Origin of the sequence: Streptomyces sp. PsTaAH-137, from assembly GCF_003259365.1 — a bacterium.
Taxonomy (GTDB): domain Bacteria; phylum Actinomycetota; class Actinomycetes; order Streptomycetales; family Streptomycetaceae; genus Streptomyces.
The window spans coordinates 159,010-174,470 of the sequence record NZ_QLLY01000011.1 but is presented as its reverse complement, the minus strand read 5'-3'; the positions used below and the strand labels follow the sequence as shown (position 1 = coordinate 174,470).

13 protein-coding genes are annotated in these 15,461 nt (G+C 71.9%); 8 read left to right on the top strand and 5 right to left on the bottom strand.

Annotation, left to right across the window (positions count from 1 at the left end; translation table 11 throughout):
- Positions 1 to 146: 146 nt before the first annotated feature.
- Together K377_RS24740 and K377_RS24735 are read left to right on the top strand one after the other, a co-directional pair.
- Positions 147 to 713, top strand: a complete 567-nt coding sequence (locus K377_RS24740) for a DUF4365 domain-containing protein (RefSeq protein WP_111665701.1) — start codon at positions 147 to 149, stop codon at positions 711 to 713.
- Positions 714 to 748: 35 nt separating this feature from the next.
- A complete protein-coding gene (locus K377_RS24735) occupies positions 749 to 1,966 on the top strand; it encodes a hypothetical protein (RefSeq protein WP_111665700.1) in 1,218 nt (405 codons plus the stop codon).
- Here the strand turns inward: K377_RS24735 and K377_RS24730 are convergent.
- Positions 1,963 to 2,502 carry a DinB family protein gene (locus K377_RS24730; protein ID WP_111665699.1) on the bottom strand — a complete coding sequence of 180 codons (540 nt, stop codon included), beginning with the start codon at positions 2,500 to 2,502 and terminating at the stop codon, positions 1,963 to 1,965. The two genes, K377_RS24735 and K377_RS24730, sit on opposite strands and share 4 nt — an antisense overlap.
- Before the next feature lie 135 nt (positions 2,503 to 2,637).
- On the opposite strand from K377_RS24730, the gene thrS reads away from it, so the two are divergent.
- The gene (thrS, locus tag K377_RS24725; protein ID WP_111665698.1) at positions 2,638 to 4,617 is read left to right on the top strand and encodes a threonine--tRNA ligase; all 1,980 of its coding nucleotides are present in this window, start codon (positions 2,638 to 2,640) and stop codon (positions 4,615 to 4,617) included.
- Positions 4,618 to 4,620: 3 nt separating this feature from the next.
- On the opposite strand, the gene K377_RS24720 is transcribed toward thrS, so the two are convergent.
- Entirely contained in the window at positions 4,621 to 5,301 is a 681-nt protein-coding gene (locus K377_RS24720) for a potassium channel family protein (RefSeq protein ID WP_111665697.1), read from the bottom strand.
- Positions 5,302 to 5,368: 67 nt separating this feature from the next.
- Here K377_RS24720 and K377_RS24715 point away from each other — a divergent pair, with 67 nt between their 5' ends.
- On the top strand, positions 5,369 to 5,932 hold the full coding sequence (locus K377_RS24715) for an HIT domain-containing protein (protein WP_111665696.1): 564 nt from the start codon (positions 5,369 to 5,371) through the stop codon (positions 5,930 to 5,932).
- A 64-nt stretch (positions 5,933 to 5,996) separates the two neighbouring features.
- Here K377_RS24715 and K377_RS24710 read toward each other — a convergent pair whose 3' ends face one another.
- The gene (locus K377_RS24710; protein ID WP_309252246.1) at positions 5,997 to 7,553 is read right to left on the bottom strand and encodes a PLP-dependent aminotransferase family protein; all 1,557 of its coding nucleotides are present in this window, start codon (positions 7,551 to 7,553) and stop codon (positions 5,997 to 5,999) included.
- A gap of 113 nt (positions 7,554 to 7,666) precedes the next feature.
- Here K377_RS24710 and K377_RS24705 point away from each other — a divergent pair, with 113 nt between their 5' ends.
- Complete coding sequence (locus tag K377_RS24705) at positions 7,667 to 8,344, top strand: YitT family protein (protein WP_111665694.1); 678 nt, start codon at positions 7,667 to 7,669, stop codon at positions 8,342 to 8,344.
- Here K377_RS24705 and K377_RS24700 read toward each other — a convergent pair.
- Positions 8,289 to 10,037: a hypothetical protein gene (locus tag K377_RS24700; protein ID WP_111665693.1), complete on the bottom strand. Its 1,749-nt coding sequence runs from the start codon at positions 10,035 to 10,037 to the stop codon at positions 8,289 to 8,291. The two genes, K377_RS24705 and K377_RS24700, sit on opposite strands and share 56 nt — an antisense overlap.
- A 168-nt stretch (positions 10,038 to 10,205) precedes the next feature.
- A complete protein-coding gene (locus tag K377_RS24695; RefSeq protein ID WP_111665692.1) occupies positions 10,206 to 12,413 on the bottom strand; it encodes an elongation factor G-like protein EF-G2 in 2,208 nt (735 codons plus the stop codon).
- Positions 12,414 to 12,682: 269 nt separating this feature from the next.
- On the opposite strand from K377_RS24695, the gene pgsA reads away from it, so the two are divergent.
- From pgsA to K377_RS24680, 3 genes are read left to right on the top strand one after another with little or no spacing between them, the layout of a single operon-like run.
- Positions 12,683 to 13,348 carry a phosphatidylinositol phosphate synthase gene (pgsA, locus tag K377_RS24690; protein WP_111665691.1) on the top strand — a complete coding sequence of 222 codons (666 nt, stop codon included), beginning with the start codon at positions 12,683 to 12,685 and terminating at the stop codon, positions 13,346 to 13,348.
- The gene (locus K377_RS24685; RefSeq protein ID WP_111665690.1) at positions 13,345 to 14,259 is read left to right on the top strand and encodes a phosphatidylinositol mannoside acyltransferase; all 915 of its coding nucleotides are present in this window, start codon (positions 13,345 to 13,347) and stop codon (positions 14,257 to 14,259) included. The genes pgsA and K377_RS24685 overlap by 4 nt, the downstream gene beginning before the upstream one ends.
- Positions 14,256 to 15,419: a glycosyltransferase family 4 protein gene (locus tag K377_RS24680; RefSeq protein ID WP_111665689.1), complete on the top strand. Its 1,164-nt coding sequence runs from the start codon at positions 14,256 to 14,258 to the stop codon at positions 15,417 to 15,419. Before K377_RS24685 ends, K377_RS24680 begins: the two co-directional genes overlap by 4 nt.
- Positions 15,420 to 15,461: the final 42 nt, after the last annotated feature.

Here is a 15,461-nt window from a genome sequence, read left to right as displayed (position 1 = left end):
GGTGATACCCGGGCTGTTTGCGTCGTACGCCGAGCGGTGACAACACAGATACGAGTCATGGCAGTTCAGCGGGGTGCCATTGACTCGTGCTTGATCAAATTCTTGATCTCAGCGGGGATTCACCCTTCCGAAAGGCCAGTTGAACCATGGCGCTCGCGCAGCCCGAACAGGGCGGGCTGCTGCCCGAGCGGTTCGCACCGTCGCGCGGCACACTCGCCACCACCGCCTGCATGGAGACCCTCCAGGTGGGCTATCTGCACGCCGTGGCCGCGGCCGCCGGGTGCTCGCTCTCGCAGCCCTTTCCCGACAACGGCATCGACTGGCACGTCAGCCACAGCGCCCCCGGGCACACGGTCGACGACGAAGTCACCATCAAAGTGCAGCTCAAAGCGACGTATCAGGTCGCGCCGAACCCACCGGGCCCGTCCTTCTCCTTCACGCTCGACAACCCCCATCTGGAGAAGCTCGCCCGGACCCCGGTCTCGGTGCACAAGATCCTCGTCGTGATGCTCGTGCCGCGCTCCCAGGACGACTGGCTGCGCGCCAGCCACGACCGGCTCGACCTGCGGCACTGCTGTTACTGGACCAATCTCGCCGGACACCCGGTCACCGGCAGGCGCAGGACCACCGTCCGCATCCCGACCGCGCGGATCTTCGACGACCGCGCGCTGTGCGAGATCATGACCCGGGTCGGGACGGGCGGGCGGCCCTGACCGGGCAACTCCGCCCGGTACGAAGGGAGTTCGAGATGCAGCACCGCCCGATCGGCGACCCCGTGCGCCCGCTCGGCACGGCCCGCGCCCACCCCGTGGAGCCGGCCGGACCCGAGCCGGGACAGGTCGACCCCGCCGTGCTCAGCGCCCTGCTCGACCGGCACGGCTGGGAGCGGCGCGGCGGCGCGGCCGGGCGCTACGCCCGCTGGACGCTGCCCGGCCCCGGCACCCGGACGAGCCTGCTCGTGCCCGAGACCCGGGCCTTCCCCGACGCCGAGGAACTCCTCGGCGAGGTGCTGGTCGCCCTGGAGCGCAGCGGAACGCCGGCCGCCCGGGAGGTGCTGGTCGCGCTCGCCGTGCCGAGCGACGAGATCCGCTGGTGGCGCGATGTGCCGACCGGTCCCGCGGGCGCCTCCGCCTGGGTCGTCGAGGAGCAACTGCGCTCCGCGGCCCGGCGGATGCTGCTCGCCGGGGCGCTCGCGGCGCGCGGCCGCGCCGGGTACTACGGCGCGCGGCACCGCAGGCCCGCCGCCGCGGCCCTGGAACAGGTGCTGGTCCAGGCGGCGCCGGGCGGCCGCCGCCTCACCGCGTTCGTGCCCGTCACCGCGGGCCGCTCGCTCGCCGTCCGGCTGCACCAGGCGCTGTACGCGGTGCGCGAGGCCATCGACTACCGGCGGGCCACGGGCGGCATGGACGCCTTCGATGCCGCCGTCGAGGCCGGGGTGAGCCATGAGCTGACCGAGGCGCTGGTCGCCCTGGTGCGCGGGACGGAGGGCGCCCGGGTCGGCGTCGCCTGGGCGCCCGCCGCCGGGGTGCCCGAGGAGTGCACGGACGGCGACGACCCCGTCGAGTTCTCGCCCGGCGACCTCGACATCCTGCGGGCGGCGGGCACCCGCTACCTGCACGCCGAGCCCGCCGTCTTCGTCCGCGTCACCGGCACCGTCGTCCGCCTGGCCAGGACCGGGCCGCGCGGCGAGGGCACGGTGCGGCTGCGCGTCATCGCGGGCGCCGAGGTGCCGCACGTGCGGATGACGCTGGACGAGGAGGCGTACCGGATCGCGGGCCACGCCCACCTGGTCGGCCTGCCGATCCGGGTGCACGGCCGCCTGGAGAGCCGCGGCGGCTTCCGCCGCCTGACCGGCGCGAGCGGCGTCGTGCCCGTCCAGGTGGACGAGGCCGAGCGGGACCGCCTGATGAAGTCGCTCCAGGAGAACCTGGACTTCTTCGAGGAGGCCTGCGCCGGCGACGACTAGCCCTGGAGCGGCTGACGCGCGTACAGATCCCTGAGCAGGGAGATCTCCGCCCCATGGTGGATCGTCTCGCGGTGGATGTGCAGGACGAGAGTCGCCATCGGCTCGTCGGCGTACGGGCCCTCGGCCGGTCCGCACGGGCGGGCGAGGCCCGCCTCGCCCAGGCCCCGGACGCCGGCCATCCACACCGCGTACGCCGCGTCGAGGCGGTCCAGCGCCTCCGTGGCCGTCGCCGGATAGAGATAGGTGTCGTAGTCCACGGGTTCCGCCCCGAAATGCGCGGCACTGCGGGCGCCCAGGACGCCGATGAGGATGTGGTTCAGCCGCCAGGCGATGGTCGTGACCGGTGCGGGCTCCGGCGCCGGGAAGGCCCAGTCGACGGTGAAGCCGCCGTCGTCGCGGGGGCGCAGGCTCCAGCAGCCCGCGACCGGCTCCCAGAAGTACTCGCCGTCGGTCAGCCCGGCCAGTCGCGGGCGCAGCTGGTTGCGCCAGTGCCAGTCCAGCTGGTCGGTCAGGAGCGTGTTCCAGTCGAGTGCCATGGCACTCACGCTAGGGCCCGCCTGCCGGGGGCGCCCGATTAACCGTTTCGCGAGCGGTCCTGGTGACTCGGTACGATCGCCCTTGCGCGCGTCACAGGTTTTGGCGTGGCATTCCCTTTCAGTCAGGAGAGACCGGTGTCAGAAGTCCGTGTGATCATCCAACGCGATTCCGAGCGGGACGAGCGCGTGGTGACCACGGGCACTACGGCCGCCGAGCTCTTCGCCGGTGAGCGCAGCATCGTCGCGGCCCGCGTGGCCGGAGAGCTGAAGGACCTCGCGTACGTCGTCGCCGACGGCGAGACCGTCGAGCCGGTGGAGATCTCCTCCGAGGACGGCCTGAACATCCTGCGGCACTCGACCGCGCACGTCATGGCGCAGGCCGTCCAGGAGCTGTTCCCGGACGCCAAGCTCGGCATCGGCCCGCCCATCAAGGACGGCTTCTACTACGACTTCGACGTCAAGGAGCCGTTCACCCCCGAGGACCTCAAGCGCGTCGAGAAGAAGATGCAGGAGATCCAGAAGCGGGGCCAGAAGTTCTCCCGCCGGGTCACCACCGACGAGGCCGCCCGGGTCGAGCTGGCCGACGAGCCGTACAAGCTGGAGCTCATCGGCCTCAAGGGCAACGCGGCGCAGGCCGCCGACGGCGCGGACGCCGAGGTGGGCGGCGGCGAGCTGACCATCTACGACAACCTCGACGCCAAGACCGGCGACCTGTGCTGGAAGGACCTCTGCCGCGGCCCGCACCTGCCGTCGACCCGGATCATCCCCGCGTTCAAGCTGATGCGCTCGGCCGCCGCCTACTGGCGCGGCAGCGAGAAGAACCCGCAGCTCCAGCGCATCTACGGCACCGCGTGGCCGTCGAAGGACGAGCTCAAGGGCTACCTCGACTTCCTCGCCGAGGCCGAGAAGCGCGACCACCGCAAGCTGGGCGCCGAGCTGGACCTCTTCTCCTTCCCGGAGGAGCTGGGCCCCGGCCTCGCCGTGTTCCACCCCAAGGGCGGCGTGGTCCGCAAGGTCATGGAGGACTACTCGCGGCGCCGCCACGAGGTCTCCGGCTACGAGTTCGTGAACACCCCGCACATCTCCAAGGAAGGCCTCTTCCACACCTCGGGCCACCTGCCGCACTACGCCGAGGGCATGTTCCCGGCGATCGAGTTCGACGAGCAGAACTACCGCCTCAAGGCGATGAACTGCCCGATGCACAACCTGATCTTCAAGTCCCGCGGCCGTTCCTACCGTGAACTCCCGCTGCGGCTCTTCGAGTTCGGCACCGTGTACCGGTACGAGAAGTCGGGCGTCGTGCACGGCCTGACCCGCTCGCGCGGCTTCACCCAGGACGACTCGCACATCTACTGCACCAAGGAGCAGATGGCGGAGGAGCTCGACAAGCTCCTCACCTTCGTCCTCGACCTGCTGCGCGACTACGGCCTGACCGAGTTCGAGCTGGAGCTGTCCACCCGCGACGACTCCGACAAGTTCATCGGCTCGGACGAGGACTGGGCGGAGGCCACCGAGGCGCTGCGCCAGGCCGCCGAGAAGCAGAACCTGCCGCTGGTCCCGGACCCGGGCGGCGCCGCCTACTACGGCCCGAAGATCTCCGTGCAGGCCAAGGACGCCATCGGCCGGTCCTGGCAGATGTCGACCCTCCAGGTGGACTTCAACCAGCCCAAGCGGTTCGGCCTGGAGTACACCGCGGCGGACGGCTCGCGCCAGCAGCCCGTCATGCTGCACCGCGCCCTGTTCGGCTCGATCGAGCGGTTCTTCGGCGTGCTCCTGGAGCACTACGCGGGCGCGTTCCCGGCGTGGCTCGCCCCGGTCCAGGCCGTCGGCATCCCGATCGGCGACGGACACGTGGAGTACCTCCAGGAGTTCGCCGAGAAGGCCCGTGCCCAGGGGCTGCGCGTCGAGGTCGACGCGTCCTCGGACCGGATGCAGAAGAAGATCCGCAACCAGCAGAAGGCCAAGGTGCCCTTCATGGTCATCGCGGGCGACGAGGACATGAACGCCGGTTCGGTGTCCTTCCGCTACCGCGACGGCTCGCAGGAGAACGGCATCCCGGTCGACGAGGCCATCGCGAAGATCGTGAAGGTCGTCGAGGAGCGGGCGCAGGTCTGAGGCTCAGTCCTTGCCGTCGGAGGCCCCCGGGGAGTTCCCCGGGGGCCTCTCGCCCTCTCGCGCGAAGACCTGGAGCAGCCACGACGAGAACGTGCCGGTGACCGCGCCCAGCAGGGCCAGACCGCAGGCCATCACGCCCACCGCGATGAGCCGCCCCAGCGGCGTCACCGGTGCCAGATCGCCGTAGCCCACGGTCGACAGCGTCGTGCAGGTGAACCAGACCGCGTCCCCGTACGTGACGATGTCCGCGCCCGGAGCGGTGCGCTCCTGCTGGTACAGGGCGAGCGAGCCCGCGAAGCCGAGCAGGGTCACCGAGACACCGGCGTACGTGATCACCCGCGCGTGCAGGGCGAGCCGCGGCCGGTCGTGGTGGGCCTGCACCGTCTCGTAGGCCTGCACGATCCGCACCGGCCGCAGCAGCGGCAGCACCAGCACCACCGTGTCCAGCCAGTGCGTGCGCACGAAGCGCGGCCAGCGCTGCCCGCTGAGCCGCTTGCGCACCCCGTAGTCCAGGGCGAAGACGGCCCAGGACGCGAGGGTCACCGCCAGACACAGGTCGCGCACGGCGCCCGGCAGGCCGTGGCCCAGGACTCTGACCGCGTAACTGGCGAGGTACAGCAGGGAGGCCACGGCGAGCACGGTGCCGTTGTACCGCTCCCAGCGGGCGAGAGGGCTGTCCGTCATCCGCACAGCATCGCGTGCGGCCACCCGGTGTCCCACCCGGCGACACGCTGTCCGGAGGTCACGCCATATGCTGCACTTCATGACGAGTGAGCCGGAGCAGCAGGTCGGTCCAGTGGGTGAACCGGACGGATTCGGGCGTCTGTGGACCCCGCACCGCATCGCCTACATCCAGGGCGAGGGCAAACCGACGGGCCCCGGAGCCGACGACGGCTGTCCCTTCTGCGCCGCTCCCGGCAAGACCGACGAGGACGCGCTGATCGTGGCGCGCGGCGAGCACGTCTTCGCGATCCTCAACCTGTACCCGTACAACGGCGGGCACATGATGGTGCTGCCCTACCGGCACGTCGCCGACTACACCGACCTCGACGACGCCGAGACCGCCGAGCTGGCCGTCTTCACCAAGCACGCGATGACCGCGCTGCGCGCCGCCTCGGGGGCGCACGGGTTCAACATCGGCATGAACCAGGGCGCGGTCGCCGGCGCCGGTATCGCCGCCCACCTGCACCAGCACGTCGTCCCGCGCTGGGGCGGCGACACGAACTTCATGCCGGTCGTCGGCCACACCAAGGTGCTGCCGCAGATGCTGGCCGACACCCGGACCGCGCTCGCCAAGGCGTGGCCGGGCGCCTGATTCCCGGTACGTCCCGTCGGCGGATCCGGTTCCTGGACGGGCCCGGATCCGCCGTACCCGTGTCCTACGCGATCCAGTGCGGCCGGTGCGCCGAGGCGGCCGGGCCCGGCTCCTCGGCGAGCGCGCGGGCCATCCGCTGCACCGCTTCGGTGAGCGTGTCCGGCGGCAGGGTGAACGGGATGCGCAGCCGGTTCTCGAACAGACCCGGATCCGTACCGAAGTAGCCGCCGCCCTCGATCCGCACCCCGTGCGCGAGCGCCCGCTCGGCCAGGGCGGAGGAGACCGGCGCGCCCAGGTCGACCCAGAGGGAGAGGCCGCCGGGCGGGGTGTGCCACGACCACCGGGGCGTGTGCCGGCGCAGCGCCTCGACGAGCGCGGCGCGCCGCTCGCGCAGGCGGTCCAGATGGCCGGGCAGCAGATCGTCCGTCCTGGTCAGCAGGGCGAGCGCCAGGAGCTGGTCGACGACGGAACCGCCCATGTCGGTCGCCACCCGCTGCGCGGCCAGCTCCGTCACCAGCCGGGCGGGGGCGCGCACCCAGCCGATGCGCAGGCCCGCCCAGTGCGTCTTGCTCAGCGACCCGGTCGTGATGACTTTGCCCGCCGCCTCCGCCGTGCCGTGCGCCGCGAACGGCGGCGGGGCCGGTGCGTCGAGCGCCAGCTCCGCCAGGGTCTCGTCGACGATCAGCCAGGTCCCGGAGCGGTGCGCGGCCGACAGCACCCTGGCCCGCTCGGCGGACGGCATCAGCCGGCCCGTCGGGTTGTGGAAGTCCGGCACCAGATAGCCGAGCTGCGGCACGGAGCGGCGCAGCGTCGACTCGACGATCTCTACGTCCCAGCCGCCCCTCGCCGCGGCGCCTTCCCGTGCGGGGCCGTCCGTCACGGGGACCGACACCGTGCGCAGCCCGCGGCGGCGCAGCGCCTCCAGGGCGTTCGGGTAGGACGGGTTCTCGACCATGACCCGGTCCCCGGGCCCGGCCAGCAGGCCCAGGACGAGCGAGAGGCCGTGCTGGGCGCCTGAGGTGACCAGGATCTGCTCGGGCGTCGTGGCCAGGCCGCGCGCCGTGAACCGGTCGGCGATCACCGCTCTCAACTCCGGCAGCCCGTACGGGTGATAGCCCAGGGTTCCCGCGTGCCCGGCCGCCTGCGGGGCGATCTCGGCGAGGGTGTCGGCGAGGAGCTGCCCGGGCAGCGCGGCAGCGGCCCTGGCCAGGTCGATCGCCGTGTCCTCGGGGCGCAGCAGCCTGCTGACGCCCTTCGCGGCATGGCCCGCGGGCAGCGCGGTCCAGGTGCCGGAGCCCTGCCTGCTGTGCGCGTACCCGCTCTCGCGCAGCAGGTCGTACAGGGCCGTGACCGTGGTCCGGCTGGTGCCGAGCGCGGTCGCCAGCTCCCGCTCGGCGGGCAGCCGCACATGCAGCGCGAGCCGTCCGTCGAGGATCAACTCGCCCATGGCGTGGGCCAGATGACGGTATGCGGGCCGGGACCGCGCCGGGTCGGGAAGCAGCGCGGCGAGCCGGCGGGCTCCGATGGTCCGGGCTGTCCGGGCGCCGGGACCGGAGGCGTCGGCGTACCCGGAGGCGTACCCAGCGGCGTGCTCAGAGGCGTGCTCAGAGTCGGGAACCACACCATTCTCCTGCGATTGGCCCTGCATATCGAGCCAATCAATCTACAGAGTGACGGCATTGGCCCTGAAGCCGCCCTCCCGTGGCGGCGCACGCCCGTTCCTCCGGAGTCCTGATGTCCCTGTCCTACGTACCGCTGCGCGAACGGCCCGCCCGCCGGCTGCCGCAGCTCGTCGCCGGTCTGTTCCTGTACGGGTTCAGCGTCGCGCTCATGATCCGCTCGGGCCTGGGCCTCGCCCCGTGGAGCGTCCTCAACGAAGGGCTCGCCCAGCACCTCCCGCTCAGCTTCGGCACGCTCACCAATCTGATCGGCGTGGCCGTCCTGCTGCTGTGGATCCCGCTGCGCCAGCGGCCCACCCTGGGCACCTTCGCGAACATCCTCACGGTGGGCTGGTCCTGCGACCTGGGGCTGTGGCTCCTGCCCTCCGGCCTCGCCCTCCCGGCCCGCGCCGCACTGCTCGCGGCCGGGATCCTCCTCAACGGGCTCTCGATCGCCGTCTACGTCGGCGCCCGCTGCGGGCCCGGCCCCCGCGACGGCCTGATGACCGGCCTCACCGCCGCGACGGGCCGCAGCGTGCGCACCGTCCGCACCGCCATCGAGGTCGTGGTCCTCGCCGCCGGCTGGCTGCTCGGCGGGGGAGTGGGCATCGGCACCGTGCTGTACGCGGTGTCGGTGGGGCCGGTGGCGCAGTACTGGATGCCGCGGTTCACCTACCGGGGCGACGAGCGGGTGGGAGCTACGCGTCGTACACGTCGGCCTTGCGCGGAGACGGGTCCTGGACCTGGCCGCTGAGGAAGCCGGAGCGGGTGCCGAACTTCTCGGTGTCCACGCCGTGTTCCTCCAGGACGCGGATGGCCGCCGAGTGGACCACGCGCAGCACCGGGGTCGCGGTGCGCAGCGCGTCGTCCGCCATGAAGCGGTGCCGCCAGGGCTGGTCGGCCCAGGCGTGCCGCAGCCCGAACGGCTCGGGCAGCACCAGCTTGCCGCCCATGTGGTCCAGCAGCGGCGGGTACCAGGAGAGCGGGGCGCGGACCGCGATCCGGACGGCGTCGTCCGCCTCGATCAGCGGCAGCGTCCGGTCCGTGGTCTCCCAGAACCGTATCGACTTGGCGACCGTCTTCGTCTTCGCCTCGGGCTTCGACGTGAACAGGGAGTGCACCGGGCCCAGCGCGTGCCCGGTCACCTCGATGCGCAGCGTCTCGTGCAGCACCGTCACCGTGATCAGCATCGTGATCACCAACTGGCCGTCCCAGAGCGTGAACTGGACGCCCAGGTAGTGCCGGTCACCGCTGCCGAACTGCTGCTCGTTGCAGATCCGCTGTATCTCGTGCTGCTTGATCTGGAACGCGTCGACGTCCTCGCCCGTGGGGCGGGCCACCGACGAGGCGTTCTCCCCGATCGGGGTGACGATCCAGTGCTTGATCGACGGCGTCGGGAAGCCGCCCGTGTGCAGCGGGCCCCGCTCGAGCAGGCGCAGCTGGTCGTGGATCACGCGGATGACGTCCCAGCTGCGGAACGGGTGGATCTCCTTGCCCGGCTCGCGCGAGACCAGGTCCTCGGCGAGCTGCCAGCTGCCCCAGCGGGTGCCCATGCCCAGGATGCCCTTGGGGCCCGCGTAGAAGACCGTGTTCGACTGCTGCTCCGCGGTCAGCTTGGCCAGGTTCTGGCGCAGCTGCTCCGCGGCGGTCTCGCCGGGGCTGCCGGGCACCGCCTCCGGGATCTTCGCGCCGATCCCGCCGCCGGAGAGCAGCGCGTCCCACCGGTCGCGCAGGTCCTGCGCGGTCCGCTCGCAGACCCGCCGGGCCCAGAACGCGCCGATGACGGGCGCGACGAAGCACGCCCGCAGGTACCAGGCCCAGAAACCGCCGAACGGCAGCTTGATCAGCAGGATCACGATGCCCACGCCGACGACGACCATGACCGTCGTGGCGAAGGCCGACCGGCCGTGCGCGGCGATCTCGTGCTTCTTCGCCTCGCGCTGCGCCGCCGCTCCCTTGCCCGCGGCCTCCTTGACCTCCTTCTCCGCCAGCGCCACCCGCGCGTTGCTCCGCTGGCGGATCTGGAACGCGGCCAGCCACAGCAGGAAACCCGGAAGGAACAGGACACCGAAGACCAGGGTGATGATGGTGAGCAGCCGGTCGCGCTGACGGCGGATGTTGTTCGCCGCGAGACAGTGCTCCACGACGACCTGGGGCTCCGTGCCGAACGACTGGATGAGGGGCTTGCGGCCGCCGCCCAGCATCCGCAGCTGCACCGCGCGGGAGAACGCCTCGCCGAGATTGGGCGCGAACAGCGACGACTTGCCGCTCTTCAGCTCGGACTTGTGCCAGTCGTTGTTCGCCTCCAGGATCTTCGCCGCCGGGTCGTCCCGGTACGCCGCCGAGGCGATGGCGAACGTCGCCGCGGTCTGTCCCGCGGAACCCTGCAGCGGGACCTGGGCCCCGGGCCTGAAATCGAATGCGTCGTCCGCCACTGCCGCCCCCATCGCCGCCTGCCCTCGCTGCTGCGGCTCTTCCCGACTTCCCTGCCCCGCACACCTGTTGATCGGTTCATCGGCTTGATGATGTTGATCGTCGACCAGCGTAACGGCCCCTACCGACATCCGTCCCTCCAAGACGGGATGCCGGTGGGGGCGGGTCCGGCCGTTCCCCGGCTAGGGACTGTCCCCGGCCTGCTCGCGGATCCGGTCGCCGAGCTGCGGAGGCATCGGCTCGTGCCGTGCGTACCGGCGGCTGAAACGTGCGGTGCCGTGCGACAGGGAGCGCAGATCGACCGCGTACCGGCCGATCTCGATCTCCGGAACCTCGGCCCGTACGAGGGTGCGGCCGCCCGGCGCCTGTTCGGTGCCGACGACGCGGCCGCGCCGGCCGGACAGATCGCTCATCACGCTCCCCACGTAATCCTCGCCGACCAGGACCTGGACCTCGGCCACCGGTTCCAGGAGATGGATCCGGGTGCCCGCGGCCGCCTCCCGCAGCGCGAGCGCGCCCGCCGTCTGGAACGCCGCGTCCGAGGAGTCCACCGAGTGCGCCTTGCCGTCGAGCAGCGTCACGCGCACGTCGATCAGCGGATACCCGGCGGCGACCCCCTTCGTGGCCTGCGCCCGCACGCCCTTCTCGACGGACGGGATGAACTGCCGCGGCACGGCCCCGCCGACGACCTTGTCCACGAACTGGACGCCCGAGCCGCCGGGCAGCGGTTCCACCTCGATCTCGCAGATCGCGTACTGCCCGTGCCCGCCGGACTGCTTCACGTGGCGGCCGCGCCCCGCCGACCTGTTCGCGAACGTCTCGCGCAGGGAGACCTTGTGCGCGACGACGTCGACCTGGACGCCGTACCGGCTGCGCAGCCGCTCCAGCGCGACGTCCGCGTGCGCCTCGCCCAGGCACCACAGCACCACCTGATGGGTGTCCTGGTTCTGTTCGAGCCGCATCGTCGGATCCTCCGCGACCAGCCGCGACAGACCCTGCGACAGCTTGTCCTCGTCGGCCTTGCTGTGCGCCTGGATCGCCAGCGGCAGCAGCGGGTCCGGCATGTCCCACGGCGTCATCAGCAGCGGGTCGTCCTTCGCGGAGAGCGTGTCACCGGTCTCCGCCCGGTTCAGCTTCGCCACACAGGCGAGATCGCCCGCGATGCAGTGCGTCAGGGTCCGCTGCTGCTTGCCGAACGGCGCCGACAGGGCCTCGATCCGCTCGTCCACATCGTGATCCTCGTGGCCGCGGTCGGCCAGCCCGTGCCCCGACACGTGCACCGTCTCGTCCGGGCGCAGGGTGCCGGAGAAGACCCGTACGAGAGAGACCCGGCCGACATAGGGGTCCGAGGCGGTCTTCACGACCTCCGCCACCAGCGGTCCCTCCGGATCGCAGGACGGGATCGCGCGGGGCGCCCCGCCCGGCGTCGCCACGGCCGGTGCCGCGCGCTCCAGCGGGCTCGGGAAGCCACCCGTGATCAGCTCCAGGAGCTCGACCGTCCCGATGCCCTGCCGACCGCCCTCCGCGGCCGGGGCCGCGGCGAGGACCGGGTGGAAGACACCGCGCGCCACCGCCCGCTCCAGGTCCTCGACGAGCGTCTTGACGTCGACGTCCTCGCCACCCAGATAGCGGTCCATCAGGGTCTCGTCCTCGCTCTCCGCGATGATCCCCTCGATGAGCCGGTTGCGGGCCTCCTCGATCCGCGGCAGCTGCCCGTCGTCGGGCTCGGACTCCTTGCGTTCGCCCGACGCGTAGTCGTACAGCCGCTGGGAGAGCAGCCCGGTCAGACCCGTCACGGACGCGTGCCCGTCCGCTCCCTGCGCGCCGTGCAGCGGCAGGTACAGCGGCAGGACGGCGTCGGGATCGTCCCCGCCGAAGAACTCGGCGCAGGTACGGGTCACGTCCTCGAAGTCGGCGCGCGCCGCCTCCAGATGGGTGACCACGATGGCCCGCGGCATGCCGACCGCCGCGCACTCGTCCCACACCATCCGGGTGGCCCCCGCCAAGGTCTCCGGCCCGTCCGACGCCGAGACGACGAAAAGGGCCGCGTCCGCGGCCCGCAGACCGGCCCTCAGCTCCCCGACGAAATCCGCGTAGCCGGGGGTGTCCAGCAGATTGATCTTGAAGCCGTCCCACTCCACCGGGACCAGGGAGAGCTGGACCGAGCGCTGCTGCCGGTGCTCGATCTCGTCGTAGTCGGAGACGCACGTGCCGTCCTCGACGCGGCCCGCCCGGTTCACCGCCCCCGCGGTCAGCGCGAGCGCCTCCACCAGCGTCGTCTTGCCCGATCCGCTGTGGCCGACCAGCACCACATTCCGTACGGACGCGGGATGGTCGGCCGTCGTCGCCCTGCCGGCGGCTCCGGGGTGTCCGTTCGCCTTGTCGCCCATGTCCTTGCCTCCCGGTCGGTTCTCACGGTGAGGTGGCCCTCGTCGGGGCCGTGGTCACGGCAGGCGGACACGCGAACCCGCGTGTTGGGAGGCGGCTTCGGCGACGCCCGCGGTGCCTTCGAGCTTTCCACTCCGGTCACGGTGCGTCCATACGTCGTACGAGATCGCACGCGCGCGTGGTGGCCCGGCGGCCGTATCCGGGCACGCGTGGCTACGATGGGCCAGCCGGTGGCCAGAGGGGCCGCACGGCACCGACCCTCGGGAAGGCCATGCTGAACAAGTACGCGCGTGCATTCTTCACGCGTGTCCTCACACCGTTCGCCGCGTTTCTCATCCGTCGCGGGGTGAGCCCCGACACGGTCACACTCCTCGGCACGGCCGGAGTGATGGCGGGAGCGCTGGTCTTCTTCCCGCGCGGGGAATTCTTCTGGGGCACGGTCGTCATCACGCTGTTCGTCTTCTCGGACCTCGTGGACGGCAACATGGCGCGCCAGCTCGGCCGCTCCAGCCGCTGGGGAGCCTTCCTCGACTCCACGCTCGACCGGGTCGCCGACAGCGCCATCTTCGGCGGTCTCGCGCTCTGGTACGCGGGCAGCGGCGACGACAACACGCTGTGCGCGGTGTCCATCTTCTGCCTCGCCAGCGGCCAGGTCGTCTCGTACACGAAGGCACGTGGAGAATCGATCGGCCTGCCGGTCGCCGTCAACGGCCTCGTCGAGCGCGCCGAGCGGCTCGTCATCACGCTGGTGGCCGCGGGCTTCGCGGGTCTGCACAAGTTCGGCGTGCCCGGCATTCAGTACCTGCTGCCCGTCGCGCTGTGGATCGTCGCCGTCGGCAGCCTTGTCACGCTGATCCAGCGCGTGGTCACGGTGCGCCGGGAGTCCGCCGAGGCCGAGGCGGCAGCCGCCTCGGCCCAGGAGGAGGCCGCCTCGTGAGCGGCGCGCAGGAACGGATCACCGACGCGCTGTACGGGCTCGGCTGGGCCGGGGTCAAGAAGCTGCCCGAGCCGGTCGCCACGCGCCTGGGCCGGACCATCGCGGACGCCGTCTGGAAGAAGCGCGGCAAGGGCGTGCTCCGCCTGGAGGCGAACCTCGCGCGCGTGGTGCCCGACGCGAGCCCCGAGCACCTGGCGCGCCTCTCCAAGGCCGGCATGCGTTCGTACCTGCGCTACTGGATGGAGTCCTTCCGGCTCCCCACCTGGAGCAAGGACCGCATCAGGAACGGCTTCACGCCCGAGGACGTCCACCATCTCGTCGACGGCCTCGCCACCGGCAAGGGCGTCGTCCTCGCCTTGCCGCACATGGGCAACTACGACCTCGCGGGCGCCTGGGTCACCACCAAGCTGGAGACCCCCTTCACGACGGTCGCCGAACGGCTCAAGCCGGAGACCCTGTACGACCGGTTCGTCGCCTACCGCGAGGGCCTGGGCATGGAGGTGCTGCCGCACACCGGCGGCGCCGCCTTCGGGACGCTGGCGCGCCGGCTGCGGGCGGGCGGCCTCGTCTGCCTGGTCGCCGACCGCGACCTGTCCTCGTCGGGCGTCGAGGTGAAGTTCTTCGGCGAGCCGACCCGGATGCCCGCCGGACCGGCCATGCTCGCCCAGCAGACCGGCGCGCTGCTGCTGCCGGTCACTCTCTGGTACGACGACACGGCCGTCATGCGCGGTCGTGTCCACCCGCCCATCGACGTACCGGAGACAGGCACCCGGGCCGAGAAGACGTCTGTCATGACACAGGCGCTGGCCGATGCCTTCGCCACGGGGATCGCGGACCATCCGGAGGACTGGCACATGTTGCAGCGCCTGTGGCTGGCCGACCTGGACAGTTTTGAGGAGCGGCCGGCGTGAGGATCGGAATCGTCTGCCCGTACTCCTGGGACGTGCCGGGCGGCGTCCAGTTCCACATCCGCGATCTGGCGGAGCACCTCATCGCCCTGGGGCACGAGGTCTCCGTCCTCGCCCCGGCTGACGACGAGACCCCCCTGCCGCCGTACGTCGTCTCGGCCGGCCGGGCCGTGCCCGTCCCGTACAACGGCTCGGTGGCCCGTCTCAACTTCGGGTTCCTGAGCGCCGCGCGGGTACGCCGCTGGCTGCACGACGGCACCTTCGACGTGATCCACATCCACGAGCCGGCGTCACCGTCGCTCGGGCTGCTCGCCTGCTGGGCGGCGCAGGGGCCGATCGTGGCCACCTTCCACACGTCCAATCCCCGCTCGCGCGCGATGATCGCGGCGTACCCGATCCTGCAGCCCGCGCTGGAGAAGATCAGCGCGCGCATCGCCGTGAGCGAGTACGCCCGCCGCACCCTCGTCGAGCACCTCGGCGGCGACGCGGTCGTCATCCCCAACGGCGTCGACGTCGACTTCTTCGCGCGGGCCGAGCCCCGGCCCGAGTGGCAGGGGGACACCCTCGGCTTCATCGGGCGGATCGACGAGCCCCGCAAGGGCCTGCCCGTCCTCATGAGGGCACTGCCGAAGATCCTCGCGGAACGCCCGCGGACGCGGCTGCTGGTCGCGGGCCGCGGCGACGAGGAGGAGGCCGTCGCCTCGCTGCCCGCCGAGATGCGCGAACGCGTCGAGTTCCTCGGCATGGTCAGCGACGAGGACAAGGCGCGGCTGCTCGCCAGCGTCGACGTGTACGTCGCCCCGAACACCGGCGGCGAGTCCTTCGGCATCATCCTCGTCGAGGCGATGTCGGCGGGCGCCCCCGTGCTCGCCTCCGACCTGGACGCCTTCGCGCAGGTCCTCGACCAGGGCGCGGCCGGCGAACTCTTCGCCAACGAGGACGCCGACACGCTCGCCGAGGCGGCCGTCAAACTCCTCGGCAACCCCACCCGCCGCGCGGAACTGCGCGATCGCGGCAGCAGGCACGTCCGCCGCTTCGACTGGTCGACGGTCGGTGCCGACATCCTCTCCGTGTACGAGACGGTGACCCAGGGCGCGGCGGCGGTGGCGGAGGACGAGCGCCTGGGCCGCTTCAGATCCCGCTTCGGCCTGGCCCGCGACTGACCCCGCCGGGCGCGCTCTAGGGGGCCCGCACGCGCGGTGACA